28 protein-coding genes are annotated in these 25,349 nt (G+C 72.2%); 16 read left to right on the top strand and 12 right to left on the bottom strand.

Annotated features, from left to right (window positions below; translation table 11 throughout):
• Positions 1–498 precede the first annotated feature (498 nt).
• A complete protein-coding gene (locus tag ACZ6S0_RS40950; RefSeq protein ID WP_465924715.1) occupies positions 499–921 on the bottom strand; it encodes a Zn-ribbon domain-containing OB-fold protein in 423 nt (140 codons plus the stop codon).
• A 22-nt stretch (positions 922–943) separates the two neighbouring features.
• The gene (locus tag ACZ6S0_RS40945) at positions 944–2,131 is read right to left on the bottom strand and encodes a thiolase C-terminal domain-containing protein (RefSeq protein ID WP_465924714.1); all 1,188 of its coding nucleotides are present in this window, start codon (positions 2,129–2,131) and stop codon (positions 944–946) included.
• Positions 2,132–2,270: 139 nt separating this feature from the next.
• Here ACZ6S0_RS40945 and ACZ6S0_RS40940 point away from each other — a divergent pair, with 139 nt between their 5' ends.
• The 7 genes from ACZ6S0_RS40940 to ACZ6S0_RS40910 all read left to right on the top strand — a co-directional run bounded on the left by ACZ6S0_RS40940 (position 2,271) and on the right by ACZ6S0_RS40910 (position 8,323).
• Positions 2,271–2,894 (top strand): flavin reductase family protein, encoded by a 624-nt coding sequence (locus tag ACZ6S0_RS40940; protein ID WP_465924713.1) that lies wholly within the window; start codon positions 2,271–2,273, stop codon positions 2,892–2,894.
• On the top strand, positions 2,881–3,996 hold the full coding sequence (locus ACZ6S0_RS40935) for an acyl-CoA dehydrogenase family protein (protein WP_465924712.1): 1,116 nt from the start codon (positions 2,881–2,883) through the stop codon (positions 3,994–3,996). The genes ACZ6S0_RS40940 and ACZ6S0_RS40935 overlap by 14 nt, the downstream gene beginning before the upstream one ends.
• Positions 3,997–4,009: 13 nt before the next feature.
• Positions 4,010–4,795: an SDR family oxidoreductase gene (locus ACZ6S0_RS40930; protein WP_465924711.1), complete on the top strand. Its 786-nt coding sequence runs from the start codon at positions 4,010–4,012 to the stop codon at positions 4,793–4,795.
• A 32-nt stretch (positions 4,796–4,827) separates the two neighbouring features.
• Positions 4,828–5,157 (top strand): PadR family transcriptional regulator, encoded by a 330-nt coding sequence (locus ACZ6S0_RS40925; RefSeq protein WP_465924710.1) that lies wholly within the window; start codon positions 4,828–4,830, stop codon positions 5,155–5,157.
• Positions 5,154–6,158 carry a hypothetical protein gene (locus ACZ6S0_RS40920; protein WP_465924709.1) on the top strand — a complete coding sequence of 335 codons (1,005 nt, stop codon included), beginning with the start codon at positions 5,154–5,156 and terminating at the stop codon, positions 6,156–6,158. The genes ACZ6S0_RS40925 and ACZ6S0_RS40920 overlap by 4 nt, the downstream gene beginning before the upstream one ends.
• Before the next feature lie 62 nt (positions 6,159–6,220).
• Positions 6,221–7,528, top strand: coding sequence for a DUF2252 domain-containing protein (locus ACZ6S0_RS40915; protein ID WP_465924708.1), 1,308 nt, complete (start codon positions 6,221–6,223; stop codon positions 7,526–7,528).
• A gap of 48 nt (positions 7,529–7,576) precedes the next feature.
• Positions 7,577–8,323: an SDR family oxidoreductase gene (locus tag ACZ6S0_RS40910; protein WP_465924707.1), complete on the top strand. Its 747-nt coding sequence runs from the start codon at positions 7,577–7,579 to the stop codon at positions 8,321–8,323.
• Here ACZ6S0_RS40910 and ACZ6S0_RS40905 read toward each other — a convergent pair whose 3' ends face one another.
• The 3 genes from ACZ6S0_RS40905 to ACZ6S0_RS40895 form a co-directional block, all read right to left on the bottom strand.
• Positions 8,324–9,145 (bottom strand): ATP-grasp domain-containing protein, encoded by an 822-nt coding sequence (locus ACZ6S0_RS40905; RefSeq protein WP_465924706.1) that lies wholly within the window; start codon positions 9,143–9,145, stop codon positions 8,324–8,326.
• Between the two features lie 98 nt (positions 9,146–9,243).
• The gene (locus tag ACZ6S0_RS40900; RefSeq protein WP_465924705.1) at positions 9,244–9,504 is read right to left on the bottom strand and encodes a hypothetical protein; all 261 of its coding nucleotides are present in this window, start codon (positions 9,502–9,504) and stop codon (positions 9,244–9,246) included.
• Between the two features lie 42 nt (positions 9,505–9,546).
• Positions 9,547–9,834: a hypothetical protein gene (locus ACZ6S0_RS40895; RefSeq protein WP_465924704.1), complete on the bottom strand. Its 288-nt coding sequence runs from the start codon at positions 9,832–9,834 to the stop codon at positions 9,547–9,549.
• Between the two features lie 216 nt (positions 9,835–10,050).
• On the opposite strand from ACZ6S0_RS40895, the gene ACZ6S0_RS40890 reads away from it, so the two are divergent.
• Positions 10,051–10,707 carry an NIPSNAP family protein gene (locus ACZ6S0_RS40890; protein WP_465924703.1) on the top strand — a complete coding sequence of 219 codons (657 nt, stop codon included), beginning with the start codon at positions 10,051–10,053 and terminating at the stop codon, positions 10,705–10,707.
• A 169-nt stretch (positions 10,708–10,876) separates the two neighbouring features.
• On the opposite strand, the gene ACZ6S0_RS40885 is transcribed toward ACZ6S0_RS40890, so the two are convergent.
• Positions 10,877–11,794, bottom strand: coding sequence for an SDR family oxidoreductase (locus tag ACZ6S0_RS40885; protein WP_465924702.1), 918 nt, complete (start codon positions 11,792–11,794; stop codon positions 10,877–10,879).
• Between the two features lie 45 nt (positions 11,795–11,839).
• Positions 11,840–12,790 carry an SDR family oxidoreductase gene (locus ACZ6S0_RS40880; protein WP_465924701.1) on the bottom strand — a complete coding sequence of 317 codons (951 nt, stop codon included), beginning with the start codon at positions 12,788–12,790 and terminating at the stop codon, positions 11,840–11,842.
• A gap of 42 nt (positions 12,791–12,832) precedes the next feature.
• On the opposite strand from ACZ6S0_RS40880, the gene ACZ6S0_RS40875 reads away from it, so the two are divergent.
• Genes ACZ6S0_RS40875 through ACZ6S0_RS40860 form a run of 4 tightly spaced genes read left to right on the top strand, consistent with a single transcriptional unit; the run spans position 12,833 to position 16,071 of the window.
• A complete protein-coding gene (locus ACZ6S0_RS40875) occupies positions 12,833–13,561 on the top strand; it encodes an enoyl-CoA hydratase family protein (protein ID WP_465924700.1) in 729 nt (242 codons plus the stop codon).
• 8 nt (positions 13,562–13,569) lie between these two features.
• On the top strand, positions 13,570–14,331 hold the full coding sequence (locus tag ACZ6S0_RS40870; protein WP_465924798.1) for a CoA transferase subunit A: 762 nt from the start codon (positions 13,570–13,572) through the stop codon (positions 14,329–14,331).
• Positions 14,303–15,040: a CoA-transferase subunit beta gene (locus ACZ6S0_RS40865; RefSeq protein WP_465924699.1), complete on the top strand. Its 738-nt coding sequence runs from the start codon at positions 14,303–14,305 to the stop codon at positions 15,038–15,040. The genes ACZ6S0_RS40870 and ACZ6S0_RS40865 overlap by 29 nt, the downstream gene beginning before the upstream one ends.
• Positions 15,037–16,071, top strand: coding sequence for an NAD(P)H-dependent flavin oxidoreductase (locus ACZ6S0_RS40860; RefSeq protein WP_465924698.1), 1,035 nt, complete (start codon positions 15,037–15,039; stop codon positions 16,069–16,071). Before ACZ6S0_RS40865 ends, ACZ6S0_RS40860 begins: the two co-directional genes overlap by 4 nt.
• Positions 16,072–16,078: 7 nt before the next feature.
• On the opposite strand, the gene ACZ6S0_RS40855 is transcribed toward ACZ6S0_RS40860, so the two are convergent.
• Together ACZ6S0_RS40855 and ACZ6S0_RS40850 are read right to left on the bottom strand one after the other, a co-directional pair.
• A complete protein-coding gene (locus ACZ6S0_RS40855) occupies positions 16,079–16,750 on the bottom strand; it encodes a pentapeptide repeat-containing protein (RefSeq protein WP_465924697.1) in 672 nt (223 codons plus the stop codon).
• A 2-nt stretch (positions 16,751–16,752) separates the two neighbouring features.
• Positions 16,753–18,165: a glycoside hydrolase family 3 protein gene (locus ACZ6S0_RS40850; RefSeq protein WP_465924696.1), complete on the bottom strand. Its 1,413-nt coding sequence runs from the start codon at positions 18,163–18,165 to the stop codon at positions 16,753–16,755.
• 308 nt (positions 18,166–18,473) lie between these two features.
• Here ACZ6S0_RS40850 and ACZ6S0_RS40845 point away from each other — a divergent pair, with 308 nt between their 5' ends.
• Positions 18,474–18,905 (top strand): spore-associated protein A, encoded by a 432-nt coding sequence (locus ACZ6S0_RS40845; RefSeq protein WP_465924695.1) that lies wholly within the window; start codon positions 18,474–18,476, stop codon positions 18,903–18,905.
• Positions 18,906–18,944: 39 nt separating this feature from the next.
• Here ACZ6S0_RS40845 and ACZ6S0_RS40840 read toward each other — a convergent pair whose 3' ends face one another.
• Entirely contained in the window at positions 18,945–20,096 is a 1,152-nt protein-coding gene (locus tag ACZ6S0_RS40840) for an acetyl-CoA C-acetyltransferase (RefSeq protein WP_465924694.1), read from the bottom strand.
• Between the two features lie 97 nt (positions 20,097–20,193).
• Here ACZ6S0_RS40840 and ACZ6S0_RS40835 point away from each other — a divergent pair, with 97 nt between their 5' ends.
• Positions 20,194–20,862 carry a TetR/AcrR family transcriptional regulator gene (locus ACZ6S0_RS40835; protein WP_344883041.1) on the top strand — a complete coding sequence of 223 codons (669 nt, stop codon included), beginning with the start codon at positions 20,194–20,196 and terminating at the stop codon, positions 20,860–20,862.
• Entirely contained in the window at positions 20,859–21,539 is a 681-nt protein-coding gene (locus ACZ6S0_RS40830; RefSeq protein WP_465924693.1) for a DNA alkylation repair protein, read from the top strand. The genes ACZ6S0_RS40835 and ACZ6S0_RS40830 overlap by 4 nt, the downstream gene beginning before the upstream one ends.
• A gap of 38 nt (positions 21,540–21,577) precedes the next feature.
• Here the strand turns inward: ACZ6S0_RS40830 and ACZ6S0_RS40825 are convergent, their stop codons facing one another.
• The gene (locus tag ACZ6S0_RS40825) at positions 21,578–22,417 is read right to left on the bottom strand and encodes a LysR family transcriptional regulator (RefSeq protein WP_465924797.1); all 840 of its coding nucleotides are present in this window, start codon (positions 22,415–22,417) and stop codon (positions 21,578–21,580) included.
• A gap of 95 nt (positions 22,418–22,512) precedes the next feature.
• Between ACZ6S0_RS40825 and metE the strand changes: the two genes are divergently transcribed.
• Positions 22,513–24,708 carry a 5-methyltetrahydropteroyltriglutamate--homocysteine S-methyltransferase gene (gene metE / locus ACZ6S0_RS40820; RefSeq protein ID WP_465924692.1) on the top strand — a complete coding sequence of 732 codons (2,196 nt, stop codon included), beginning with the start codon at positions 22,513–22,515 and terminating at the stop codon, positions 24,706–24,708.
• A 30-nt stretch (positions 24,709–24,738) separates the two neighbouring features.
• On the opposite strand, the gene ACZ6S0_RS40815 is transcribed toward metE, so the two are convergent.
• Positions 24,739–25,311 carry a GNAT family N-acetyltransferase gene (locus ACZ6S0_RS40815; protein WP_465924691.1) on the bottom strand — a complete coding sequence of 191 codons (573 nt, stop codon included), beginning with the start codon at positions 25,309–25,311 and terminating at the stop codon, positions 24,739–24,741.
• Between the last annotated feature and the right edge of the window lie 38 nt (positions 25,312–25,349).

The following is a 25,349-nucleotide window of genomic DNA, read 5'->3' as shown; positions in this document are numbered from 1 at the left end:
ACACGTAACCGGCAGCAGGGACCTTCACGTCCCCCCATCGACTCCGTGGGCGAGCCAACGGTCTAGGACTCCATCCCTCGCCGGAGTCCTGGCGCCGTCGCACACGGGGCAGGAAGCGCGTCCTGGCGGGTCCCCCACGCCCGCCAGGGCGCGTTTTCCACTCAGGGACCGACCACGAGACCCACGCCTCCATCTCCCGATGGGGGCCTTCTCGTTTTCTGGACGGCGGGGCGCGGGCACTGGGGCGGGCACCCGCTCGCGCCCTCGGGCGCGCAGGCAGGATCTCGTCGCGTGACCCCCCGGTCACCATCGCCACCGAGTCCTCACCGCTCACGTCTGCCGCCAGGTCTGTGCCGTCCGCGTCGACGACGCCTACTGCCTCATCATCAACCCTGGGACGCGAACGCGGGGACACCTTTCTTGTTGGTGGGACTGGTGGGATTTTCTGGTACCAATCCAATTTTCGGCGCAAGATCGACCAGCCGGCGGATTTCCGGGTCAGGACGGATCGGGACCCGGGGTGCAGGCGTCGGCCGGCGCCCAGTCCAGCAGCGTCACCCCCTCCCCCACCTCGGTGAACACCCCCACGACCCGCTCGCCGCCCACCGGCTGCCGCGCGGCGCGCCAGTTGCCGTACACCAGACAGTCCGGAACCGCCACAGGCCGGACCATCACCACTAGGTATGGCTCGCGGCGCCCCGGCACGAACGGCTGATGGCTGACGATCCAGCTCTCGACCGTCCCCACGGGCGCCACCTCCCGCCAGTGCCACCCCTCCGTACGGCAGGCCGCGCAGAACGCCCGCGCCGGGAACCGGAGCGTGCCGCAGGCGTCGCACTCCTGCACCGCGAACTCCCGCCTGGCGACCCGCTCCCACCAGGGCGCGGAGTCCCGGTCGGGCTGCGGCGGATAGTCCGTCACGACGCCCCCTCAGGACCTGTCACTACGCTCTCCTCAGGATCAGGGCCGAGGTGGCGGGCAGGATGTAGCCGGGCTGGGACGTCGAAAGCGCCACCTCCGCCCCCGGCACCTGCCGGTCCCCGGCCTCGCCCCGGAGCTGGGAGACCGCCTCGGCGAGGTGGTTGATCCCGTGCACGTACCCCTCGGACAGGAAGCCCCCGTGCGTGTTGACCGGCAGCGGGCCGTCGAGCGCGGTGGCCCCCGAGTCCACGTACGGGCCGCCCTCCCCCTTGGCGCAGAACCCGTAGTCCTCGAGCTGGACGATCACCGAGTACGTGAAGCAGTCGTACAGCTCGGCCACGTCGATGTCGCCGGGCCCGAGCCCGGCCTGGGCGTACAGGCGCGGGGCCAGCGCGGCGGCGGCGGTCACGGTGGGATCGGGGCCGGTCCAGGAAGGACCGCCGGCCCCAGAGAGGTGAGAGGTGCCGCCGCCCCAGGCCGCGGCCGAGACGAGGACGGGCGGGCGGCGCAGCGAGCGGGCGCGTTCCGCGGTGGTGACGACCACGGCGCAGGCCCCGTCGGTCTCCAGGCAGCAGTCCAGGAGGCGGAACGGCTCGGCGATCCACCGGCTGGCCAGGTAGTCGTCCAGGGTGATCGGGGCGCGCATGAGGGCGCGCGGGTTCTTGGCGGCGTTGGCGCGCTGGGTCACCGCGAGCCGGCCGAAGTGCTCTTCCCTGGTGCCGTAGCGGAGCATGTGGGCGCGGGCGTACATGGCGTACTGCTGGGGCGGGGCCACGAACCCGTACGGGGCCTGGTACTGCGTCTCCGGGCTGACCGGCACGCCCCGGCCGGTGCCGCCCATGCGGAACTCCGAGCGGGCGTTGACGGCCCGGTAGCAGACGACGGTCTCGGCCATCCCGGCGGCCACCGCCAGCGCGGCCTGGCCGACCACCGCGTGCGAGACGCTGCCGCCGCCGAACTGGTCGAGGTGCCAGGCCAGGTCCGTCAGGCCCAGCGCGGGGCCGACGAGCGTGGGTGGGACGGAGTCGCCCACCCGGTGGGTGGCCAGGCCGTCCACGTCGTCGGGGGACAGCCCCGCGTCCTCCAGGGCGGCGAGCACGGCGCGGCAGGCCAGGGTCAGGGTGCTGACGCCGGAGTCCTTGGTGAAGGGGGTGTAGCCGACCCCGGCGACGGCGGTGCGGTCACGGAACTCAAGCAAGCGCTTGGACACCTCGGTCACGGTAGGCGGGCGCGTCCTGACCTGTCAACGCAGGTCGGAGGGGGCGACTTGACAGCGTTTCGTGGATCGCCCTACCGTCCAAGCAAGCGCTTGGTATGATAGGCGCATTCGGTGGACGAGGAGGCGGACCATGAGCACACACGCTGCCCGGCTCATCACGCCGGACGGCTGTCGCGGCCTTCCGACGCCCCATCAGCGCAGGATTCGCAACGGAGCCGCCATGCCGCCGGGCCCATCCCACCACAGCCCGAACGGCCACCTCGACAGCCGCCGCTTCCGTCAGGTCCTCGGCAGGTTCGCGACCGGCGTGGTGGCGATCACCTCGGTCGACCCGCTGGACGGACGGCCGTGCGGCCTGGCCGCCAACTCCTTCACCTCGGTCTCGCTCGACCCGCCGCTCGTGGCGTTCTGCGTGGCGTACACGAGCACGAGCTGGCCCAAGGTGCGCGGCGCCAAGGTCGTCACCGTGAACGTGCTCGCCGAGGACCAGCAGCCCGTCTGCGCGCAGATGGCGGCCAAGGGCGGCGACAAGTTCGCGGGCCTGGAGTGGAGCGGCTCCCCCGGCGGCAACCCCGTGCTCGACGGCGCGCTGGCCTGGATCGACTGCGCCGTCGAGGCCGAGCACCCGGCGGGCGACCACGTGATCGTGGTGGCCCGGGTGCTCCAGCTCGACACGTACGCGGAGGGCGGCCCGCTGGTCTTCTTCCGCGGCGCCTACGGCTCTTTCGACGGGGGATTCGTTGACCCTTCGTGAAGAGGCGCGCGCCTGGCTGGAGGCGAGCCTGAGCGGCGAGTTCGCCGCCGCGCGGGGGCTCGGCGGCCCCGGCCGCGAGCACGAGGGCCACGAGCTGCGCCAGGCGTGGGAACGGCATCTCGGCGAGCACGGCTGGACGTGCCTGGCCTGGCCCGAGCGGTACGGCGGCCGCGCCGCCTCCCTCGAGGACCAGGTCGCCTTCCACGAGGAGTACGCCAGGGCCGAGGCCCCGGCCCGCGTGGGCCACATCGGCGAGGGCCTGATCGGCCCCACCATCCTCGAGTTCGGCACCGACGAGCAGAAGGACCGGTTCCTGCCCCCGATCCGGCGGGGCGAGGAGCTGTGGTGCCAGGGCTACTCCGAGCCCGAGGCCGGCTCCGACCTGGCGAACGTCCAGACGCGGGCCCGCCTCGAAGGCGGCGAATGGGTGATCACCGGCCAGAAGGTGTGGACGTCGCTGGCGCACGTGGCCGACTGGTGCTTCGTCCTGTGCCGTACGGAGGAGGGCTCGCGGCGGCATCGCGGGCTGTCGTACCTGCTGGTGCCCATGCGGCGGCCGGGCGTGCAGGTCCGGCCGATCGTGCAACTCACCGGGACCTCGGAGTTCAACGAGGTGTTCTTCGACGGCGCGCGCACGGCGGCGGGCAACATCCTCGGCGCGCCCGGCGAGGGCTGGCGGGTCGCCATGGCCACGCTGGGCCACGAGCGCGGCGCGTCCACGCTCGGGCAGCAGATCGGCTTCCGGCGGGAGTTGGCCGCGGTCGTCGAGACCGCCAGGCGGACCGGCGCGGCCGAGGACCCGGTGCTGCGCGACCGGCTCGTACGCTCGTGGCTGGAGCTGGAGATCATGCGGCTCAACGCGCTCAGGATGCTGCGCCCCGATCCGGGCCCCGAGGCATCGATCGCCAAGCTGTACTGGTCGGAGTGGCACCGCAGGCTGGGCGAGCTGGCGCAGGCCGTCCAGGGCAGGGCCGGGCTCGTGGGCGAGCCGGACGCCCTGCGGCGGCTCTACCTGTTCAGCCGGGCCGACACGATCTATGCCGGTTCCAGCGAGATCCAGCGGAACATCATCGCCGAGCGCACCCTGGGACTCCCCCGCTGATTGGAGCCTGCCGATGCCCCAGCAGAGATCCTCGTCGTACCCGAAGGCGCACGGCCTGCTCGACGGCAAGGTCACGCTGGTCACGGCCGCCGCGGGAGCGGGCATCGGCTACGCCACGGCCAGGCGCTGCGCGGAGGAGGGCGCCACGATCGTCGTCTCCGACCGGCACGAGCGCCGCCTGTCGGCCGCCGCCGACGCGCTGACGGAGCTGACGGGCGTCAAGCCGCTGGCCGTCCCGTGCGACGTGACGTCGGAGCCTCAGGTGCTGGCGCTGTTCGACGCGGTGGTGGAGGCGCACGGGCGGCTGGACGTGGTGGTCAACAACGCCGGCCTCGGCGGTACGGCCCCCCTGTCCGAGATGACCGACGACCAGTGGCACGCGGTCGTCGACGTCACCCTGACCGGCACCATGCGCTGCACCAGGGCCGCGCTGCGGCAGATGGTCGCCCAGGGCTCCGGCGCCATCGTCAACAACGCCTCGGTCGTCGGCTGGCGGGCCCAGCGGGGGCAGGCGCACTACGCGGCGGCCAAGGCCGGTGTGATGGCGCTGACCAGGTGCGTCGCACTGGAGGCGGCCGAGCACGGGGTCCGGGTCAACGCCGTGGCGCCGTCGCTGGCCGTGCACCCGTTCCTCGCCAAGGTGACCAGCGAGGAGTTGCTGGCCGAGCTGACGGCCAAGGAGGCGTTCGGGCGCTCGGCGGAGCCGTGGGAGGTGGCCAACGTGATCGTCTTCCTGGCCAGCGACTACGCCTCGTACATGACGGGCGAGGTGGTCTCGGTCTCCTCGCAGCACCCCTGACAATATCCTGCGAGACAGGATATGGTGGGGGCATGAATATGACGGAGCCCATGTTCCTGGCGCTGACCGCGCTCGTGGACGAGCCGCGCCACGGCTACGGCATCCTCCAGGAGGTCGACCGGCTGTCCGAGGGGCGCACCCAGCTCAAGATCGGCACGCTCTACGGCGTCCTCGACCGTCTCTCCGCGGCCGGCCTGGTGGCGCTCGACCGCGAGGAGGCGCAGCAGGGGCGGCTGCGCCGCTACTACCGGCTCACCGACGAGGGCGCCCGCACGCTCCAGGAGGAGGCCGCCAGGCTGGCCGCCACCGCGCACGCCGCCACGGTCCGCCTGCGCGCCAGGACCGCCGGAGGAGCCGCGTGAGCCTGCTCGAACAGCGCTACCGGTCGGTGCTGCGCCTGCTGCCCGCCTCCTACCGCGCCGAGCGGGAGGAGGAGATGGTGTCCGCGTTCATGGAGATGTCGGGTGAGGTGCCCGACGAGGTGGACCCGCGCCCTCGCTGGGGCGAGATCGCCAGCGTGCTCGCGCTGTCGGTGCGGGTGCGGCTGGGCGGCGCGGGCGCGTCCCCACGGGCCTTCGCCTGGGGCCGCGCCGTACGCCTCTTCGCCCTGCTCGGCCTGGCCCACCAGAGCATGTACGCCACCTCCGAGCTGATCGGGCTGGCCCACCAGTTCGCCCTCGGCACCGACCACCGCCTCACCGAGAGCCCACCGCTCTCCTTCGAGCGGCTGATGTCCATCGCCGTCCTGGCCGCGACGGTCTGTTCGGCGGTCGCGTTCGCGGCGGTCGTCCGCGGCCACGTCCGCCGGGCGAAGGTGACGGCCCTGCTGGGCGCCGCGCCCATGGTGGCCTACTTCGTGCTCCCGATGGTCCTGGCCGGGTACTCAGGCGACGGGCCGCTGACCGAGGTGGCCCGCCTGGCGCTCGTACTGGTGCCGTTGGCCGCGCTCCTGGCGGGCTTCCACTCCGACTTCGAGCCGACGCGCGGCCCGTGGACGCTCGCGCTGGCGCCCGCCGCCGCGGGCCTGGTGCTGCTGGGCTGGCCCGGCGCCGCCCTCGCGCTGGGGCTGGGCGAGCCGGAGTGGATCTACATGTGGCTGGACCTGGGGTTTGTGGTCGCGGCGTGGGTCGTGGGCGGCACGGTGGTGCTGGCCCGCCGCCGCTCGGCGTCCTGGGCGCTCGCGCTGTCGGCGGCCGGTCTGCTGCTGCTGGCGGCCCGGCTGCCGGCGCTCACCAACCTGCCCACGGGTGCGGAGTGGGCCGCGGTCTGCGTCCAGTGCGCGTTGCTCGGCACATTGTCCGCCGCGCTGGCCGCGACCGGGCTGAGCCGGCTGCCCGCCGTGCGGAGCGCACCCGGGCCCTGACTGGACCTGTCAGGGAAAGACCAGGGTAGGCGGCAAGGGGGATCCGGATCTAGTGTCCCTGCATGGGCACACGCTCCTCCTTTTTGCTCGACGTCCTCATGACGGAGTTCGGCGAGTCGATCAAGCGCGATCCGGCCGCGTTCAGGCGGAAGTTCCGGAAGATGGCGGCCTCGCCCTTCGCCTTCTACCGGGGCAGCGCCTGCCTGTTCTACGCCGACATGGCGGGCGGCTCCAGCGGGGCGTACGCCGACGACTCCTATCTCGACGGGCCGACCAGCCGGGTGTGGATCCACGGCGACCTGCACGCGGAGAACTTCGGCACGTACATGAACGCCTCCGGCGAGCTGGTCTTCAACGTCAACGACTTCGACGAGGCGTACGTGGGGCCGTACGTCTGGGACCTCAAGCGCTTCGCCGCCAGCGTGGCCCTGCTCGGTTACGCCAAGGCGCTGTCTGACGACTCGATCAGCGTGCTCGTCACCGACTTCGCCGGCGCGTACCTGGTGGAGCTGGGGGCCGTCGCGGCGGGCGGGGACGACGCGATCGGGTCGCTCACGCTCGGCACCACCAGCGGCGTGCTGCACCGGGTGCTCCAGCGCGCCCGGCTCAGCACCCGCGTGGCGCTGCTGGACGTCGAGACCGTGATCGACGACTACGACCGCCGCTTCGCGCTCATGGAGGGACGCGAGCCCGTGGACGCGGCGACCCGGCGGGACGTGCTGGCCGCGTTCGACGACTACCTGGCCACCCTGCCCGTGACGGTCAACCCCGTCGAGCACGTGATCAAGGACGTGGCGCTGCGCAAGGGCGTGGGCATCGGGTCGGCGGGGCTGCCGTCGTACAACCTGCTGCTCGAAGGACGTTCGCAGGCGCTGGAGAACGACGTCATCCTGTACATGAAGCAGGCGGCGGTACCCGCGGTGGCGCGGCACGTCGCCGACGAGAAGGTCACCTCCTACTTCCTGCACCAGGGGCACCGTACGGCCGAGTCTCAGCGGGCGCTGCAGGCGTACGCCGACCCGTGGCTGGGCTACACCACGCTCAACGGCGTGGGGCAGCTCGTGGCCGAGGTGTCGCCGTACTCGGCCGACCTCGACTGGGACGACGTCAACGAGCCGGCCGAACTGCGCTCGATCGTGCAGGACCTGGGCCGGGCGGTCGCCCGCATGCACTCGGTGGCCGACGACGAGTCCAGCCACGACCTGGTGGACTTCTCGACGGAGGAGGCGATCGTGCACGTGATCGGCGACGACCGGACGGGGTTCGTCGCGATGCTGGTGGACTTCGCCCACCGCTACGGGGCGCAGGCCCGGGACGACCACCAGCGGTTCGTGGACCTCTTCCGCAACGGCCGCCTCCCGGGGGTGTGATCCCGGCCTTCTGGTAACCGACCGGTCGGTATGGCATTGTTTCAGAACATGACGCTGTTCTCGGTGGAAGGCAAGTCCGTCGTCGTCACGGGCGGTTCGCGGGGCATCGGGCGCATGATCGCCGCGGGCTTCGTGGCGGCGGGGGCGGAGGTCTGGATCTCCGCCCGCAAGACGGCCGAGGTCGAGAGGACGGCCGCCGAGCTGGGCTGCCGCGCCGTACCGGCCGACCTGTCCACGTCCGAAGGGGTGCGGCGGCTGGTGTCGGCGGTGGACGGGCCCCTGCACGTGCTGGTGAACAACGCGGGGGCCACCTGGGGCGCGCCGCTGGAGGAGTATCCCGAGTCCGCCTTCGACAAGCTCTGGAACATCAACGTCAAGGGCGTCTTCTCGCTGACCAGGAGCTTCCTGCCGCAGCTCAGGCAGGCGGCCGACGCCGACGACCCGGCCCGGGTGATCAACGTGGGCTCGATCGACGGGATCAAGGTGCCGGAGCTGGAGAGCTTCGCCTACTCCGCGACGAAGTCGGCCGTCCACATGCTGACCCGGCACCTGGCCAGGCGCCTGGCGCGGGAACACATCACGGTCAACGCCATCGCGCCGGGACCCTTCGACTCGAAGATGATGGCCTTCGCGCTCGACGACCCCGCCACGCGCTCCGCCATCGCCTCGAACGTGCCCCTGGGCCGCATCGGGCGGCCCGAGGACATGGCGGGCGCGGCGATCTACCTGTCGTCGCGGGCGGGGGCGTACTTGACGGGGACGGTCATCCCGGTGGACGGCGGGATCTCCTGCTGATCACAGCAGCTCGCGCAGGGCCCGCGCGAACCTCGCCGCCGCCTCCGGCTCCTGGTTCAGGAAGAGGTAGGGCTCGGTCAGCTCCACCTCGATGACGGCCGGTCCGCCGCCGGGAAGCCGGACCAGGTCGATCCTGGCGTAGAGAAGGACATGGGGTACGGCAACAAGCACCTTCTCGGCGAGTTCGACCTGGTCCGGGGCTGGGGTGCGGGTGTGGACCCGCGGGGGTTCACCGGCCGCCCGCCCTGTGGCCAACACGGGGGCCAGCACGGGGTTGCGGCGGACGGCGTGGCTGAAGCGGCCGTTGAAGTACAGCAGCGAGGTCTCGCCCTCCGACTCCACCATGTCGAGGTAGGGCTGCACCATCGGGGTGCGCCCCGCGGCCTCCAGCGCCGCGGCCAGCGCCTGGGCCTCGGCGCGGTCGGTGGTCCTGGTGGTGTCGCGGCCCCCGGCTGAGACGGCCGGCTTGACCACGTATTCCTGCCAGTCCGGCAGCCCACGCGACGACCAGTGCGTGGGCACGGTCGGCACGGCGAGGTCACGCAGGTACGTCTTGTCGGTGTTGGACTCGAGCACGGCGCGGGAGTTCAGCAGCCGCGTGACGGACTCCGCCCCACGCGCCCACGCCAGGAACTCCTCCCGCCTGGGTACGTAGTCCCACACCGAGCGGATGACGACGGCGTCGTACGCGCTCCAGTCGACCTCGGGGTCGTCCCAGCGCTCGGCGCGCCCCTCGATGCCGACCTCCCGCCAGGCGGCCAGAACCGGGGCGATCTCGTCGTCGTCAGCCCCCGCAGACGTGGCATAAGCACAGATAGTCACGCACGGATGCTAATACGGCGCGAGCCGGGCCAAATCCGACCCGGCTCGCGCCTACCGGACACACCGCGTTCATGCCGTCCCGCGGCGTGGCCCCCGAATCAGTCGACGACGTCGTCGACGACCACGTCGCTGCCGTTGGTGCCGATCACGGCGTTGCCGTTGACGTTGTTGACGCTGGTCGCGCCGTGGCCGCCACTCAGGTTGGTGTTGACGACGTTGCCGAAGTTGTTGCCCGACTGCGAGGAGTGGGAATTGTGGCTGGAGTTACCCGCGTTCGTGTCGGCGTACGCCGGGACGGACAGCAGGGTCACCCCGGCCGCGGCGGCGATGACACCCGTCACGCAGAGCTTCTTCATCATCTCGATGTCCTTTCAGAGTGCTGTTTTCCGGACGTCAGCCGGTCAGTGGAAGATGTACGTCACCGTGATCCCGCCGTTGGTGGCGGTCGGGGCGAAGCCGTTGACGTTGTTGACGTTGGTCGAGAACCCCTGGCCGTGGATGCGGCCGAAGACGTCGCCGAAGTTGTTGCCCGACTGGGTCGAGTCGCTGTTGTCACTCCGGTTGGTCGACCAGTTGCCACCGCCCCAGGGACCGGCCCAGTCGTCGTCAGCGTGAGCGGGGACTGCAAGCAGCGTGCCGCCGGCGACCGCTGCCAGCACGGCCGCGGCGGCGCACACTCTTTTGATCACATCTGCTCCTTCGCCTGGAACAAGCCCTCAGGAACGGCGGTGGGCCAGGGCCCAGGGCACACCACCATCCCCGTTGACCTTCTTTGACCTCAGGGGATCAAGGTCAGTGCGAGCATATAACTTCACGTGGTCGTTCGATAGCTGTGAGTGATCAGAATATTGTTCGGCCAATACGCTGACAGGGGGTGTCAGTGACCAGGGCATAGCGTCCGCCGCATGATCTACGAGTTGCGCCGCTACCAGATGCGTCCAGGGCGGCGGGACACGCTGATCTCCCTGTTCGAGCGGGAGTTCATCGAGACGCAGGAAGCCGTGGGCATGCGCGTGACGGGCACGTTCCGAGAGGCTGGAGAGCCCGACACCTTTCCCTGGCTGCGGGCCTTCCCCGACATGGAGGCGCGGCGGGAGTCGCTGGCGGCCTTCTACGGCGGGCCGGTGTGGCGGGCCCACCACGAGGCGGCCAACGCCACGATGCTGGACTCGGACGACGTGCTCCTGCTGCACCCCGCCGGGCCCGAGCCGCCCTCATGGGAACGCCCGCCCACAGACGCGGGGGAACCGCCCTCGTCACTCTACGTCGCCACGATCTACCACGTCGCGGGCGACGACTTCGCCTCGTTCTTCGCCCGCGAGGCCGCGCCGGTGCTCGCCGCGGCCGGGGCGGCGCCGGTCGCCTGCCTGGAGAGCGAGCACTCGGAGAACACCTTTCCGCGGCTGCCCGTACGGACCGGGGTGAACGTGTTCGTGTGGTTCGCCCGGTTCGAACGGGCGGCGGACGAACGCGAGGTGCCTCTGCCCATGCTCACGACCCGCCTCACCGCCGCCCCGCAGCGCCTCCGCCTGCACCCCACCGCCCGCTCCGCCATGCGCTGACCCCACCACACGCTCTGGAGAGCCGCCGCTTTCTTCCGCCGTCGTCGGCCCCGAGCCCCAGAGCCATCCGCGCCACGGAGGTCCACCGCCCTCTTCGCCCGGCGTCGGTCCCGAGCGCCGGAGCCACCCGCGCCACGGAGGGAGGGCTGCCGCTTCTTCCCGGGGAACCTCAGTCCGGTGGTGAGGACGCGCCGTAGACCGGTTCTGGGGGCGGGGCGGAGGAGAGGAGGGCGGTGAGGGCGGGGCCGAGGTCGGCGGGCGACCAGCGGGCGCCGCAGTCCACCGCCGGGCCGTGCCGCCAGCCGGTGGCCACCGAGACGGCCCCGCCCTCCACCTCGAACATCCGCCCCGTGACGTGCCCCGACTCCGCCGAGCCGAGCCACACCACGAGCGGGGCCACGTTGGCGGGGTCCATGGCGTCGAACCCGGACTCCGGCCTGGCCATGGCGCCGGCGAAGACCTCTTCCGTCATCCGGGTACGGGCGGCGGGCGCGATGGCGTTCACCGTGACTCCGTACCGGCCCAGCTCGGCCGCCGCCACCTGGGTGAGAGCGGCGATGCCCGCCTTGGCCGCCGCGTAGTTGGCCTGCCCGACGCTCCCGAGCAGGCCCGCGCCCGACGAGGTGTTGATCACCCGGCCGCTGACCCGCTCCCCGGCCTTGGACCTCTCCCGCCAGTACGCCGCCGCGTGCCGCAGCGGGGCGAAGTGCCCCTTGAGGTGGACGCGTACGACGTCGTCCCAGTCCTGCTCGGTCATCGAGACCAGCATCCGGTCCCGGACGAAGCCCGCGTTGTTGACCAGGACGTCGAGCCTGCCGTACGCGCTGACCGCCGTCTTGATCAGCCGCGCCGCCCCGTCCCAGTCGGCGACGTCGTCGTTGCTGGCCACCGCCTGGCCGCCGAACCCGCGGATCTCCTCGGCCACCGCCAGCGCGGGGCCTGGCGAGCCGCCGTCGCCGCCGGGGCCGGTGCCGAGGTCGTTGACCACGACGCGGGCGCCCTGCCGGGCGAACTCCAGCGCGTGTTCCCTGCCGATGCCGCGACCGGCGCCCGTCACGACCACCACTCGGCCGGCACAGATTTCCACACAGACCTCCCGGAAGGATCAAGCAGGAAGGATCAAGCAGAGATATCAGGAAATGTCGCCAGAAACCAGATGTCGCCAGGCGGGGATCTCGCCGCCGCCGTCCACCCGCACCTCGGCCCCGGTCACATAGCCGGGCACGGCCAGCCACAGGCACGCCCGCGCCACGTCGGCAGGAGTGGCCATCCGACCCGCCGGAATGGCCCGCCCGTCCAGATCGGAGCGCCCCCCATAGTGGCCGGACGTGTCACGGCCGGACGCCTCACGACCGGACGGGCCAGGGGCGGACGGGTCGAGGGTGGGCGTGTCGAAGGTTGTGGCCAGGCCCACGACGACCGTGTTGACGCGTACGCGCGGGGCCCACTCGGCGGCCAGGCAGCGGGCCAGGTGGTGCAGGCCGGCCTTGGCGGCGCCGTACGCGGAGGTGCCGGGCGAGGGGCGGGCGCCGCTCGCGCTGCCGATCATGATGACGGCCCCACCCGAGGCGGCGAGCAGCGGGTAAGCGTACTGCGAGACCAGCAGCGGGGCCGTGAGGTTGAGTTCGATGACGCGGGCGTGCAGGCGCGGCGAGGTGCCCACCAGGGGCGCGGGGGGCGAGCCGCCCGCGTTGTTCACCACGACGTCGAGGCGGTCGAATCCGGCGAGCAGGCGCTCGACGTCCTCGGGCACCCGGACGTCCGCCCGCACGAACCGGACCCCCGCCTGCGCCAGGCGACGCCCACGGCCCTCAGGCACACCCGCCTCCGTCTGGGCGAAGACGTCCCCTGGCGCACCCGTCTCCGCCTGGGCAAAGCCGTTCCCGGGCGCAGCCACCTCCCCCTGGGCGAAGACGTTCCCGGGCGCGCCTGACCGAACAGAACCGGGCTCGGGTGGGGTGCGGGCGCAGACGGTGACCTCGGCGCCCGCTGCGCGGAAGGCCGCGGCGATGCCCGCGCCGATGCCCCTGGTCCCGCCGGTCACCAGGACGGACTTGCCCGTGTAGTCGTAAGTGACGGTCACGGATGCTACCGTACCAAGCAAGCGTTAGGTAAGGGAGAGTGGATGGGGATCTCGCTGCTGGGTGGGCCCGTCGCCGAGGTGGTCGTGGACGTGCCGCCGGTGAACGCGTTGCCCGTGCGGGCCTGGGAGGAGCTGGCGCGGGCCGTACGCGCCGCCGGGGACGACCCCGCGACCAGGGTGGTCGTGCTGCGGGCCGAGGGACGCGGGTTCAACGCCGGGGTGGACATCAAGGAGATGCGTGACACCGAGGGCTTCACCGCGCTGGTCGGGGCCAACCGGGCGTGTTACGCGGCGTTCGCGGCCGTGTACGAGTGCGCCGTCCCGGTGGTGGCCGCCGTGCACGGGCACTGCCTGGGCGGCGGGATCGGCCTGGTGGGGAACGCGGACGTGGTCGTGGCCGGCGAGGACGCGTACTTCGGCCTGCCCGAGGTGGACCGCGGCGCGCTGGGGGCGGCCACGCACCTGGCCAGGCTGGTGCCCCGGCACCTGGTACGCGCCATGGTCTACACGTGCAGGAACGCGACCGCGGCCGAGCTGCACGCGTTCGGGTCGGTGCTGGCGGTGGTGCCGCGCGACAGGCTGCGCGAGGCGGCGATGGAGGTGGCCGGGCAGATCGCGGCCAAGGACCCGTACGTCATCCGCCGCGCCAAGGAGTCGCTCAACGGCATCGACCCGGTCGACGTCAACCGCAGCTACCGCTTCGAGCAGGGCTTCACCTTCGAGCTGAACCTCATGGGCATCGGCGACCGGCACCGGGAGCGGTTCACGTGAGCAAGCTGATGACGGCCGGGCAGGTGGCCGCGTCGGTGGAGAGCGGCATGACGGTGGGCATCGGCGGGTGGGGCTCGCGCCGCAAGCCCATGGCCCTCGTCGGCGCCCTGCTGCGTTCCCCCGTACGCGACCTCACGATCGTCTCGTACGGCGGCCCCGACGTCGGCCTGCTCTGCGCGGCCGGGAAGGTGCGCAGGGTCGTGGCCCCGTTCGTCACGCTCGACTCCATCCCCCTGGAGCCCAACTTCCGGCGCGCCCGTCAGGCAGGGGAGATCGAGTTCACCGAGTACGACGAGGGCATGTTCATGTTCGGGCTGCTGGCGGGGGCGCACCGGCTGCCGTTCCTGCCGACGCGGGCGGGGATGGGGTCCGACGTGCTGCGGGTCAATCCTGAGCTGCGCACGGTGCGCTCGCCGTACGCGGACGGCGAGGAGCTGGTGGCGGTGCCGGCGCTGACCGCGGACGTGGCGCTGGTGCACCTGAACCGGGCCGACGCGCTGGGCAACGCCCAGTACCTGGGGCCCGATCCGTACTTCGACGACCTCTACGCCAAGGCGGCCGCGCGGTGTTACGTCTCGTGCGAGCGGGTGGTGGACACCGCCGACCTGCTCAAGGGCGGGCCCGTGCAGTCGTTGCTGATCAGCCGGTCGATGGTGGCGGGCGTGGTGGAGGCGCCGGGCGGCGCCGGGTTCACCTCGTGCGAGCCCGACTACGGGCGCGACGAGGACGCGCAGCGGCGCTATGTGGAGGACTCCCGTGAGCAGGGCTGACGTTTGCGTGGTGGCGTGCGCGGAGGCGTTCAGGGGCGACGGGGAGATCCTCGCGGCCGGGATCGGCGGGGCGATCACGGTGCTGGCGGCGCGGCTGGCGCGGCTGACGTTCGAGCCGCTGCTGCTCACGCACGACGGCGTCTGCCTGCTCACCGGCGACGTGCCCGCGCTGGGCGAGGCGCCGCGGGAGGTGGAGGGGTGGCTGCCGTTCAGGGAGCACCTGTGGCTGGTGCTGAACGGTCGGCGGCACGTCATGCTCGGGGCGAGCCAGATCGACCGGTACGGCAACACGAACATCTCGTGCGTCGGCGACTGGGCCCGGCCCACGGCGCAGCTCCTGGGCGTGCGCGGCGCCCCTGGCAACACGCGCTGCGACCCGACGAGCTACTGGATCCCCCGGCATTCGAGGCGGGTCTTCGTGCCCGCCGTCGACATGGTCAGCGGGCTCGGCACCGATCGGGGCGCGTTCGAGCTGCGGCGGGTGGTGACGAACCTGGCCGTGCTGGACTTCGGCGGGCCTGACGGGACGATGCGGCTGGTGTCGGTGCATCCCGGGGTGAGCGTGGCCGACGTGGCGGCGGCGACGGGGTTCGACCTGCACGGCATGTCAGGAAATGTCGCCCGGACGCGGGAGCCGACCCCCGAGGAACTGCGCGTGCTGGACCGGCTCGACCCCGGCCGCCTGCGCGACCGGGAGGTGTCCGGGTGAGGACCGCGCTGACCTCCCTGGTCGGCTGCCGGCACCCGATCGTGCAGACCGGCATGGGGTACGTCGCGGGCGCCCGGCTGGCGGCGGCCGTGTCCCTGGCGGGCGGCCTGGGCGTCATCGGCGCGGCCACCATGTCGGTGCCGGAGATGACGGCGGCGATCCGGCGGGTGAAGGAGCGTACCGACGCGCCCTTCGGGGTGAACCTCCGCGCCGACGCCGACGACGCGGCCGAGCGGGTGCAGGTGCTGGTCAGGGAGGGCGTGCGGGTGGCGTCGTTCGCGCTGGCGCCGCGACGGGAGCTGATCGCCCGGCTGAAGGACGCGGGCGTCGTGACGATCCCGTCGGTGGGCGCGCGCCGGCACGCGGAGAAGGTGGCCGGGTGGGGCGCGGACGCGGTCGTCGTCCAGGGCGGCGAGGGCGGCGGGCACACCGGTCCCGTGGCCACCACGCTGCTGCTGCCGCAGGTCGTGGACACGGTGGACATCCCGGTGATCGCGGCAGGGGGGTTCTTCGACGGGCGGGGGCTGGTGGCGGCGCTGGCGTACGGGGCCTGCGGGATCGCCATGGGCACCCGTTTCCTGCTGACCGAGGACTCGCCGGTGCCCGACGAGGTGAAGAGGTTCTACCTGGCGGCGCGGGAGACGGTGGTGACCACGTCCGTGGACGGCGTGCCGCACCGGGTGCTGAACACGCCGTTCGTGGCCTCGCTCGAACGCGCGCGGCTGCTGCGGGCGGTGGTGAACGGGACCCGCTTCAGGCGGCTGTCGGGGCTGTCGTGGCGGGCGATGCTCAGGGAGGGACGGCGGATGCGGCGCGGGCGCGAGCTGACGTGGGCGCAGGTGCTGCAGGCGGCCAACACACCGGTGCTGCTACGGGCGGCCATGGTGGACGGGCGGGTGGATCTGGGGGTGATGGCCTCGGGGCAGGTGGTCGGAGTGCTCGACGACCTGCCGTCGTGCCGGGAGCTGGTCGAACGCGTCATGGCCGAGGCGGAGACCGCCCTGGCCCGGCTCCCCCGGCCCGCCGGCTGAGCGGGAGCTACAGGACGGTGATGCCCCGGGCGGCGAGGATGGCGTTGGCCTGCGCCTGGTTGATGATCGCGCCCGCGAACGCTCTCAGCTTGGCGTCGTCGGGCTCACCCAGGTCGGCCCCGCGCAGGTCGGCCTTGGCGAACTTGGCGCCGAGCAGCCGGGTGCCGCGCAGCCGGCAGTCGCTCAGCGTGGCCTCGGTGAAGTCGCAGCCCGACAGGTCGGCGTCGTCGAAGCGCACGCCCTCGACGACCTCACCGCGCAGCGAGCAGCCGCCGAGGTTGGCCAGCGTCAGGTTGGAGCGCGACACCTTGAAGCCGGTGCCCCGCGAGCCGGTGAGCGAGGCACCGATCATGCGGCAGCCCGTGAACGAGGCGTCCGTCAGCAGCGCCCCGCCGAACTGCGCCGACGACAGGTCGACGTCGGTGAACGTCACGTCGATGAGGTCGGCGTCGTTGAACCTGACGCGCATCCCGCCCCCGCCGCCGAACACCGCCCCGTCGAGGTCGGCCTTGCGGAAGTCGGTCTGCTCCAGCACGCACGACTCGAACGTGGCCCCGGCCAGCGGGGCGCCCCACAGGTCGGCCTCCGTCAGGTCGCACTCGCGGAAGACGTGCGTCTCACCCGGGGGGAGCCGGTCCGCCAGCGCCTTGTGCGACAGGTCCTCGCCGTCGAAGTTCACCCTCAGAGACTACCGGTCAGCACCTCCGCCGCGGCCTGCCCGCAGACCCTGGCCGACCCGTACGTGGCGACGTGCACGGAGCCCAGGTCCGAGCGGGCGGGCAGGCCCATCTCGACCACCACGGCGTCCGGGCGGGCGCTGAGCAGGTGCCGCAGCGCCTCCGACTGCCAGGCGTGGCGGTGCACGTCCCTGACCACCACGACCAGCGGGTGACCTGCGGCCTCGATGATCAGGCGCTCCAGCTCGGGGCCGGTGGCCTGCGCGACCGTCAGGCGGGTGACGCTGGTGCCGGGGATCAGGACGCTCAGCGGCCGGCCCACGCCCCACGGGGTGTTCCTGTCGATGGCCAGGTTCATCTCCGGGGACAGCTCCACCACGTGGGGCACGCCCATCAGCGGGAGTACGGGCGCGGTGGAGCGGCGGGTGACCCTGATCGCCCGCCGGGCCGCGACCAGGCCGATCCGGCCGTCGGCGGGTGCGGGGCTGCCCGAGGAGGCGGCCCATGCGGCCAGCTCGCGGACCCGGCGAGCGGCGTCGGCCAGACGCTCCTCGGGCAGCAGCCCCTCCGCCACCGCCGCCGCGATCGCCTCGCGGATGCCGATGACGGTGGCCTCGTCAGCGTTCTCGCCGCCGACGCAGATCGCGTCCGCGCCGGCGGCTATGGCGCGGGCGGAGGCGCCCCCGATCCCGTACGCCCCCGACACCGCGGCCATTTCTATGCCGTCAGTGATGATCATCCCCTCGAACCCCAGCTCCTCCCGCAGCAACCCCGTCAGGACCTTGGTGCTGAGCGTGGCGGGCCGCTCGGCGTCGTACGAGGGCACCAGGAGATGGCCGGTCATGATGGCTTTGACGCCCTCCGCGATCGCCTCGCGGAAAGGGTGCAGCGCCTCCTCGATCCCGCTCTCAGCCACGACCGGCACCCCGTGGTGGGAGTCCACCGAGGTGTCCCCATGTCCGGGGAAGTGCTTGGCGCAGGCGGCCACCCCGGCCGACTGGAGCCCGCGGACGAACGCCCGGGTGTGCCGGGCGACCAGCACCGGGTCCGCGCCGAAGGCACGCAGGCCGATGACCGGGTTGTCGGGGTTGGAGTTGACGTCGGCGGAGGGGGCGAAGTCGATCGTGATGCCCGCTCTGGCCAGGTCGCCGCCGAGGTCTCTGGCCAGGGACTCGGTGAGGTCCACGTCGTCCACGACGCCGAGCGCGTACCCGCCGGGGCGGGAGCTGCCGCAGGCCACCTCCAGCCTGGTGACCTCGCCGGACTCCTCGTCGATGCCGACCAGCACCGAGGGGTTCTCCGCACGCAGCGCGGCGGTCAGCCGGGCCACCTGCGCCACGTCGGCGATGTTGCGGGAGAACAGCACGACGCCGGCCAGCCCGTCGCCGAGCCGGCGTCGGAGCCAGTCGGGAGGCATGTGTCCGGGGAAACCGGGGAAGAGGACTGCGTCAGCGAGGCGAAGCAGATCACCGCTCAGGGGCATGACCCGAAATCTAATAGGAAAGTTTCTTATTTGCTAGAGCCATTTTCTGACGTCAGCCCGCTTCCCTTCGCGAGGAACCCCCGACGTCTCCGGGCAAGGCTCTGCTTGATCGCGGGACGGCGCGCGTTTTCAGCGCGGCTTCAGCGGATTTTCAACGTGTGGCGTGATTATGGCGCGGACCGGACGCCGGGGGGACGGGCGGCGCGCTCGCCCTCCGGTTCACCCAGGACTACAGGAAGAACATGAACCTTCGTCACAAGTCAGCCGCCGCCGTGGGCGTCGCGATGCTCGCGACCCTGTTCGTCTCCGCCGCCGCGACTCCGGCCAGCGCGGCCGGCCCGTGTGGCAGCGGCTACAACCTCGTCGGGACGTACAGCATCTCGCTCAACGGCGTGAAGTACGGCACCCTTGAGGTCCGATGGAACGGCAGCACCGGGAAGAACTGCGCGCTCGCTTACGGCACCGGCTCGAACGACGGCCGGTCCGCACTCAAGTCGGCGCGGATCAAGGTGGCCAGCGCTGACAACTGGGCCGATTCCGACGTCGGCACCTACAAGCGCTACGCGGGTCCGGTGTACGTCTCCGCCAAGGACACGTGCATCACCGTGTTCGGCTCCATCAAGGGCGAGAGCAGATTGGCCACCTTGTGGAAGAGGAACGTCCACTGCGGCTGACCGGGAGCCCTCAGGCAGATCCCGTCCCCGGCAGGGCCCTCAAAGGCGCTCGATGACGGTGACGTTCGCCTGTCCGCCGCCCTCGCACATGGTCTGCAGGCCGTACCTGCCGCCGGTCCGCTCCAGTTCGTGCAGCAGCTTGACCGCCAGCACCGCGCCGGTCGCGCCGAGGGGGTGGCCCAGCGCGATGGCGCCGCCGTTCGGATTCACCCTGGCCGGGTCGGCGCCCGTCTCCCTGAGCCAGGCCAGGACGACCGACGCGAACGCCTCGTTGACCTCGATGACGTCGAAGTCCCCGATGGACATGCCGGTCAGGCCGAGCGCGTGCGCGGTGGCCGGGATCGGGGCCGAGAGCATCATGATCGGGTCGCCGCCGCGCGCCGACAGGTGGTGCACGCGGGCCCGCGGCGTCAGGCCGTGCTCGCGTACGGCGCGGGGCGAGGCGATGAGCAGCGCCGCGGCCCCGTCGGAGATCTGGGAGGCCAGGGCGGCGGTCAGGCGGCCCCCGGGCGTGAGGGGCCGGAGCGCGGCCATCTTCTCGGGCGTGGTGTCCCTGCGCGGGCCCTCGTCCGTGGCCGCGCCCTCGTAGGGGGCGATCTCGCGGCGGAAGTGTCCGGCGTCGATGGCGTGCAGGGCCCGCCGGTGCGACTCGTACGCGTACCGCTCCATCTCCTCGCGCGTGACGCCCCACCGGGTGGCGATCAGCTCGGCGCCGGCGAACTGGGAGACCTCCCGCGTGCCGTACCGCTCGGTCCAGCCCTTGGAGCCCGCGAACGGGGTCTCGTGGCCGAGGGGGCGGCCCGCGAGCATCGCGGAGGAGATGGGGACCATGCTCATGTTCTGCACTCCCCCGGCCACCACCAGGTCGTTCGTGCCGGAGAGCACGGCCTGGGCGGCGAAGTGCAGGGCCTGCTGGGAGGAGCCGCACTGGCGGTCGACCGTGACACCCGGCACCTCCTCGGGCAGCCCGGCCGCCAGCCAGCACGTACGCGCGACGTCGCCCGCCTGCGGGCCGACCGTGTCCACGCAGCCGAAGATCACGTCCTCGACGGCCGACGGGTCGGCGCCCGCCCCGCGCATCAGCTCCTTGAGCACGTGCGCGCCGAGGTCGGCGGGGTGGGCTCCGGCCAGGCCGCCGTTCCTGCGCCCGACGGGGGTGCGGACGGCGCCGACGATGTACGCCTCACTCATCCTCGAATCGTAGCAAGCGCTTGGTCTAGTCGGGAACGCCGCACGAGCTGGGCCTGTAACGTGAACAAGCGATTGCCTGAGGGCCCATAATGGTGTCGTGACCACGCGAAAGAACTCCGGCACCGCCACGACTCCGGCGAAGCGCCAGCGCGCCACCTCATCGGGGTCGGCGTCCGAGCGCCGTGACCACCTCGTCAAGCTCGCCGCGGAGCTCTTCGCGCGCAAGGGCTTCCAGGCCACGACAGTACGTGAGATCGCCGACGAAGCAGGCATTCTCTCCGGAAGTCTCTACCACCACTTCGACTCCAAGGAGACGATCGTCGACGAGGTGCTGTCCACCTTCCTCGACGACCTCATCGCCCGCTACCGCGCCGCGCTCGACACGGGCTCAGACCCGCGCACCGTGCTCTCGGAGATGGTCCGCATCGGCTTCGGCACGCTCGAGCCCCACCGCGCCGCCATCACGGTGATGCAGAACGACTGGAACTACCTGCGCCAGTTCGAGCGCTTCAACTACCTGGTCAAGGCCGAGGACGAGGTCGAGCAGATCTGGGTCACGCAGATCAAGGCGGGGCAGGCGGCCGGGCAGTTCAGACCCGACGTCGACCCGAAGCTGACCTACCGGATGATCCGCGACACCATCTGGGTGGCGGTGCGCTGGTTCCGTCCCGGCGGCAGACTCAACACGGCCGGGCTGGCAGAGCACTACATCACCGTGCTCTTCGACGGGCTGGCCACCGGCGAGCGCACCACCCAGCAAGGATGAGCCTCGGCAAGGCGGTGCGGCTGGCACTGCAGGACGCGGCCGAGCCCGGCAAGGCCGAGACGATGCGCGCCTACATGCGGTCGGACATGCCGTTCCTGGGCGTACAGGCGGTGCCCCGGCGGGCCGCGCTGCGGAAGGTGTTCGCCGAGCACCGGCTGGACAGCGCCCCGGAGTGGCGGCGGGCGGTGCTGTCGCTGTGGCGGGAGGCCGAATACCGCGAGGAGCGCTACGCCGCCGTCGAGCTGTCGGGCTACCACCTCTACCGGGAGTTCCAGACCCTCTACACCATCCCCATGTACGAGGAGATGATCGTCTCCGGGGCGTGGTGGGACCTGGTCGACGAGCTGGCCACGCACCGGATCGGCGGGCTGCTGGCCGCCTACCCCGACTCCATGCGGCCGCTCATGCTGGAGTGGGCGCACGACGACGACCTGTGGAAGCGGCGCACGGCCATCCTGTGCCAGAACCGGTTCAAGTCCCGCACGGACACGGCCCTGCTGTACGCGTGCATCGAGCCCAGCCTGTCCGACAACGACTTCTTCGCCCGCAAGGCCATCGGGTGGGCGTTACGCGAATACGCCAAGACCAGGCCGGAAGAGGTGATCCGCTACGTGAAGGCCAAGGGCCTCACCGGGCTCAGCCGGCGGGAGGCGCTGAAGAACCTGCCCGTGGCCTGACCGCGCCTGCCCGCGCCCGACGGCCGGGAGGTCGGGGGTCACCTCGTCCAGAGGGCGTCCTGCACGGCCTGCACCAGGGCCATCAGCTCCGGGGTGACGCGCTCCCTCGACCACGCCAGCGCGTACGTGATGCGCAGGTCACCCGCCTCCAGGGGGACGAAGCGGAGGTCGTCCCGCCTGATCGTGCGCACCAGAAGTTGCGGGATGGGCAACAGGCCAGCGCCCGCCGCCACCAGGTCGAGTGCGGCGGCGAAGTCGTCGTCGGCCACCAGGCGGGCACGGCCGGGCAGGCCGTGCCAGGGCCGGCCGGACGGCGTGATGAGCACCTGACCGGCCAGCTCCGCCGCCGTGACCCGGGCCCTTGACGCCAGCCGGTGTCCGGCGGGGACGGCCAGGTGGTCGACCGTGACGTGGAACCTGGCCGCCGTGACGAACCGCGCGGGCGCGGGCGTGGCCAGGATCGCCGCCGAAACCTCCCCGTCGGCCAGCGCCCGCGCCGCCGCGGCCCGCCCGGCCGCGTGCAGCTCCACCCGGATGGCCGGGGTCCGGCCCGCCAGCCGCCTGACGATCCGCGCCGCCAGCGCACCCACGAGCGGTGGATAAGCCAGATGAATGGTCGGCCGGGCCAGCCGGGCCGACTCCGCGGTGAACGCCGCGACCGACTCGATCACCTGCTCCGCGTACGCCAGCAGCGCCCTGCCCTCCGCCGTGAGCCGCACCTCGCGGGCGGAGCGTTCGAAGAGCCGGGTGCCGGTGGCGCGTTCGAGCCGGGTGATGGCCTGGCTCATGGCGGGCTGGGACATCCCGAGGTCGGCGGCGGCGGCCGAGAAGCTCAGCCGCTCCGCGACCCGCGTGAAGCAGTGGATCTCCCGAAGCATAAGCAGCACCAATACATGGTGCATGACCCCGTGGGTCGTCGGCACCATTCCAGCGACCTGACGGATCACCAGGGTTCACAAGGGAGCCGAAGAAGATGTCCTCATTCCCCACGTCCACCGTGCTCGGATATCCGCGAATCGGGCCGGACAGGGAGCTGAAGCGGGCGCTGGAGGCGTACTGGGACGGGCGCTCGACCCGGGCGGAGCTGGAGCGGGTGGGCGCGGAGCTGCGCGCGCGGACCTGGCGGAGGCTGGCCGAGCTGGGGCTGGAGGGGCTGCCGTCTAACACGTTCTCGCTGTACGACCAGGTGCTCGACACCTCGGTGCTGCTCGGGGCCGTGCCCGCGCGCTATCGGGACGCCGCCGACCCCTACTTCGCGATGGCCAGGGGCACGGAAGGGCGGGCGCCGCTGCGGATGACGAAGTGGTTCGACACCAACTACCACTACCTCGTGCCGGAGATCGGGCCCGAGACCGAGTTCCGGCTGAACGCGGGCAAGCCGCTGGGCGAGGTGCGGGAGGCGCGGGCGCTGGGGTACGAGACGCGGCCGGTCGTGGTGGGGCCGGTGACGTACCTGCTGCTGGGCTCGGCCCTGGACCGGCTGGACGAGGTGCTGGGCTGCTACGAGGAGCTGCTGTCCGCGCTGGCCGCCGAGGGCGTGGCGTGGGTGCAGCTCGACGAGCCCGCCCTCGTGGGCGACCGGACGGCGTCGGAGCTGGCCGCCGTCCGGACGGCCTACGAGCGGCTGGGCTCGATGGGGGCGCGGCCCGGGTTGTTCGTGGCGTCGTACTTCGGCTCGCTCGGCGAGGCGCTGCCGGTGCTGGCGGGCACGCCGGTGGAGGCCATCGGGCTCGACCTGGTGCGGGGGCCGGTGCCGGAGACCGACCTGACCGGGAAGACCGTGGTGGCCGGGGTGGTGTCCGGCCGGGACGTGTGGCGGACCTCTCCCGGGCGCGCGCTGGCCGCACTCGCCGCCGTACGGGCCTCGCGGGTCGTGGTGAGCACCTCGTGCTCGCTGCAGCACGTGCCCTACTCCGTGGCGGCCGAACCGGAGCTGGAGCCGGGGGTGCGGGCGCGGCTGGCGTTCGCCGAGGAGAAGGTGGCCGAGGTGGTGGCGCTGGCCGGGGCCGACTTCCCGAGCCCCGGTTTCGAGGGCGACGGGTTCGAGAGCGCCGGGTTCGGGGGCGACGGGTCGGGCGGGCGGCCGTCGGTGGCGCTGCCGGGGCCGGTCGCGGCCGGGGAGCGCAGCCCGTACGCGGTGCGCGCCGCCGCCCAGGCCGAGCACCTGAGCCTGCCCCCGCTGCCGGTCACCACGATCGGCTCCTTCCCGCAGACCGGCGAGCTGCGCGCGGCCCGCGCGGCGGTCGCGTCCGGCACGCTGTCGCAGGCGGGCTACGAGCACCGGGTCGAGGCCGAGATCGAACGGGTGATCAGGCTCCAGGAACGCCTCGGCCTCGACGTCCTGGTGCACGGCGAGCCCGAGCGCAACGACATGGTGCAGTACTTCGCCGAGCACCTCGACGGGTTCGCGGTCACCAGGCACGGCTGGGTGCAGTCGTACGGGTCGCGCTGCACCCGCCCGCCGATCCTGTACGGCGACGTCTCTCGTCCCTCGCCGATCACGGTGCGCTGGGCCGCCCACGCGCAGTCGCTCACGGACAAGCCGGTCAAGGGCATGCTCACCGGACCGGTCACGATCGTGGCCTGGTCGTTCGTCCGCGACGACCTGCCGCTGCGGGACGTCGTCCGCCAGGTGGCCGACGCCGTCCGGCAGGAGGTGCGGGACCTGGAGGCGGCCGGGGTGTCGATCATCCAGGTGGACGAGCCCGCGCTGCGCGAACTGCTGCCCCTGCGCCGCGCAGCCCAGGCCGACTACCTGGAGTGGGCGGTGGCGGCCTACCGGCGGGCCACCTCGGGAGCCGGAGACCGTACCCAGATCCACACGCACCTGTGCTATTCCGACGCCGACCAGATCCTGGACGCCATCGACGGCCTGGACGCGGACGTCACCACGATCGAGTCGGCCCGCTCGGGGGCGCGGATCCTGAGGGCGGTGTCGGCGTTCGGGCGAGGGCTCGGGCCCGGCGTCTACGACATCCACTCGCCTCGGGTGCCCTCGACCGAGGAGGTCGAGTCGCTGGTGCGGCAGACGGTGGCGGCTCTGCCGGTGGAGCGGGTCTGGGTGAACCCGGACTGCGGGCTGAAGACGCGTACGTACGAGCAGGTCGAGGCGTCCCTGGCCAACGTGGTGACCGCCGCTCGCCGGCTGCGGGACGAACTCGGGGCCTGATCCGTCCCGGCCACGCGGGCGCGCAGCCGTCTAGGAGGTGGCGCCTGGTCGGCGGTGACGCTCGGCGTACTCCTCGACCGTCATGCCGAACAGGAACTCGTCGTGATAGGCGCCGTTGGCGTAGTGACTCCGGCGGCGCCGGCCCTCCTCGACGAAGCCCAGGCGGCGGTGCAGGGCGAGGGACGCCTCGTTGTAGCTGTAGACCCAGGCTTCGGCCTTCTGGAAGCGGCGTTCGAAGAACATGTACCGCAGCAGCAGGACGACGGCCTCGCTGGCGTAGCCCCTGCGGTGGTGCGGGGTGCCGATGCTGATGCCGTAGGCGAAGACGCCGTAGGGGCGGTCGATCTCGTGGGTGTTGATCGAGCCGACCGGGGCGTTGTCGGCCTTGGCGGCGATGACCAGGGAGAGCTTGTCGAGATCGGGCTCCTGCTCGGCCTGCTCGGTCGCCTCCTTCTTCGCGCGGGCGGCTGAGATGGGCGGAGCCAGCCGCCAGCCGCTCCGCACCGCGTCGGAGTATTCGTCGAAGGACTGGAAGACCTCCCAGTCCTCGGGTTCTCTCGCGCGCAGGCGGACGCGCTCGCCTACCCAGGCGGACGATGTCATGGAGGTGAGCAAAGCAGATCGGCGGGCAGGCCCGCGAA

The sequence above is a fragment of the Nonomuraea sp. NPDC051298 genome, assembly GCF_055586305.1.
Note: the sequence above shows the minus strand (reverse complement) of the source record. Positions and strands in the feature narration are given on the sequence as shown.

What these genes read in the sequence shown, in the direction of transcription:
- ACZ6S0_RS40940 (WP_465924713.1), top strand. Translation starts at nt 2,271, where the DNA reads ATGAGCACACACGCTGCCCGGCTCATCACGCCGGACGGCTGTCGCGGC.
- ACZ6S0_RS40930 (WP_465924711.1), top strand. Translation starts at nt 4,010, where the DNA reads ATGCCCCAGCAGAGATCCTCGTCGTACCCGAAGGCGCACGGCCTGCTC.
- ACZ6S0_RS40925 (WP_465924710.1), top strand. Translation starts at nt 4,828, where the DNA reads ATGAATATGACGGAGCCCATGTTCCTGGCGCTGACCGCGCTCGTGGAC.
- ACZ6S0_RS40915 (WP_465924708.1), top strand. Translation starts at nt 6,221, where the DNA reads ATGGGCACACGCTCCTCCTTTTTGCTCGACGTCCTCATGACGGAGTTC.
- ACZ6S0_RS40910 (WP_465924707.1), top strand. Translation starts at nt 7,577, where the DNA reads ATGACGCTGTTCTCGGTGGAAGGCAAGTCCGTCGTCGTCACGGGCGGT.
- ACZ6S0_RS40900 (WP_465924705.1), bottom strand. Translation starts at nt 9,504, where the DNA reads ATGATGAAGAAGCTCTGCGTGACGGGTGTCATCGCCGCCGCGGCCGGG.
- ACZ6S0_RS40890 (WP_465924703.1), top strand. Translation starts at nt 10,051, where the DNA reads ATGATCTACGAGTTGCGCCGCTACCAGATGCGTCCAGGGCGGCGGGAC.
- ACZ6S0_RS40875 (WP_465924700.1), top strand. Translation starts at nt 12,833, where the DNA reads ATGGGGATCTCGCTGCTGGGTGGGCCCGTCGCCGAGGTGGTCGTGGAC.
- ACZ6S0_RS40870 (WP_465924798.1), top strand. Translation starts at nt 13,570, where the DNA reads ATGACGGCCGGGCAGGTGGCCGCGTCGGTGGAGAGCGGCATGACGGTG.
- ACZ6S0_RS40865 (WP_465924699.1), top strand. Translation starts at nt 14,303, where the DNA reads ATGTGGAGGACTCCCGTGAGCAGGGCTGACGTTTGCGTGGTGGCGTGC.
- ACZ6S0_RS40850 (WP_465924696.1), bottom strand. Translation starts at nt 18,165, where the DNA reads ATGCCTCCCGACTGGCTCCGACGCCGGCTCGGCGACGGGCTGGCCGGC.
- ACZ6S0_RS40845 (WP_465924695.1), top strand. Translation starts at nt 18,474, where the DNA reads ATGAACCTTCGTCACAAGTCAGCCGCCGCCGTGGGCGTCGCGATGCTC.
- ACZ6S0_RS40840 (WP_465924694.1), bottom strand. Translation starts at nt 20,096, where the DNA reads ATGAGTGAGGCGTACATCGTCGGCGCCGTCCGCACCCCCGTCGGGCGC.
- ACZ6S0_RS40830 (WP_465924693.1), top strand. Translation starts at nt 20,859, where the DNA reads ATGAGCCTCGGCAAGGCGGTGCGGCTGGCACTGCAGGACGCGGCCGAG.
- ACZ6S0_RS40825 (WP_465924797.1), bottom strand. Translation starts at nt 22,417, where the DNA reads ATGCTTCGGGAGATCCACTGCTTCACGCGGGTCGCGGAGCGGCTGAGC.
- metE (WP_465924692.1), top strand. Translation starts at nt 22,513, where the DNA reads ATGTCCTCATTCCCCACGTCCACCGTGCTCGGATATCCGCGAATCGGG.
- ACZ6S0_RS40815 (WP_465924691.1), bottom strand. Translation starts at nt 25,311, where the DNA reads ATGACATCGTCCGCCTGGGTAGGCGAGCGCGTCCGCCTGCGCGCGAGA.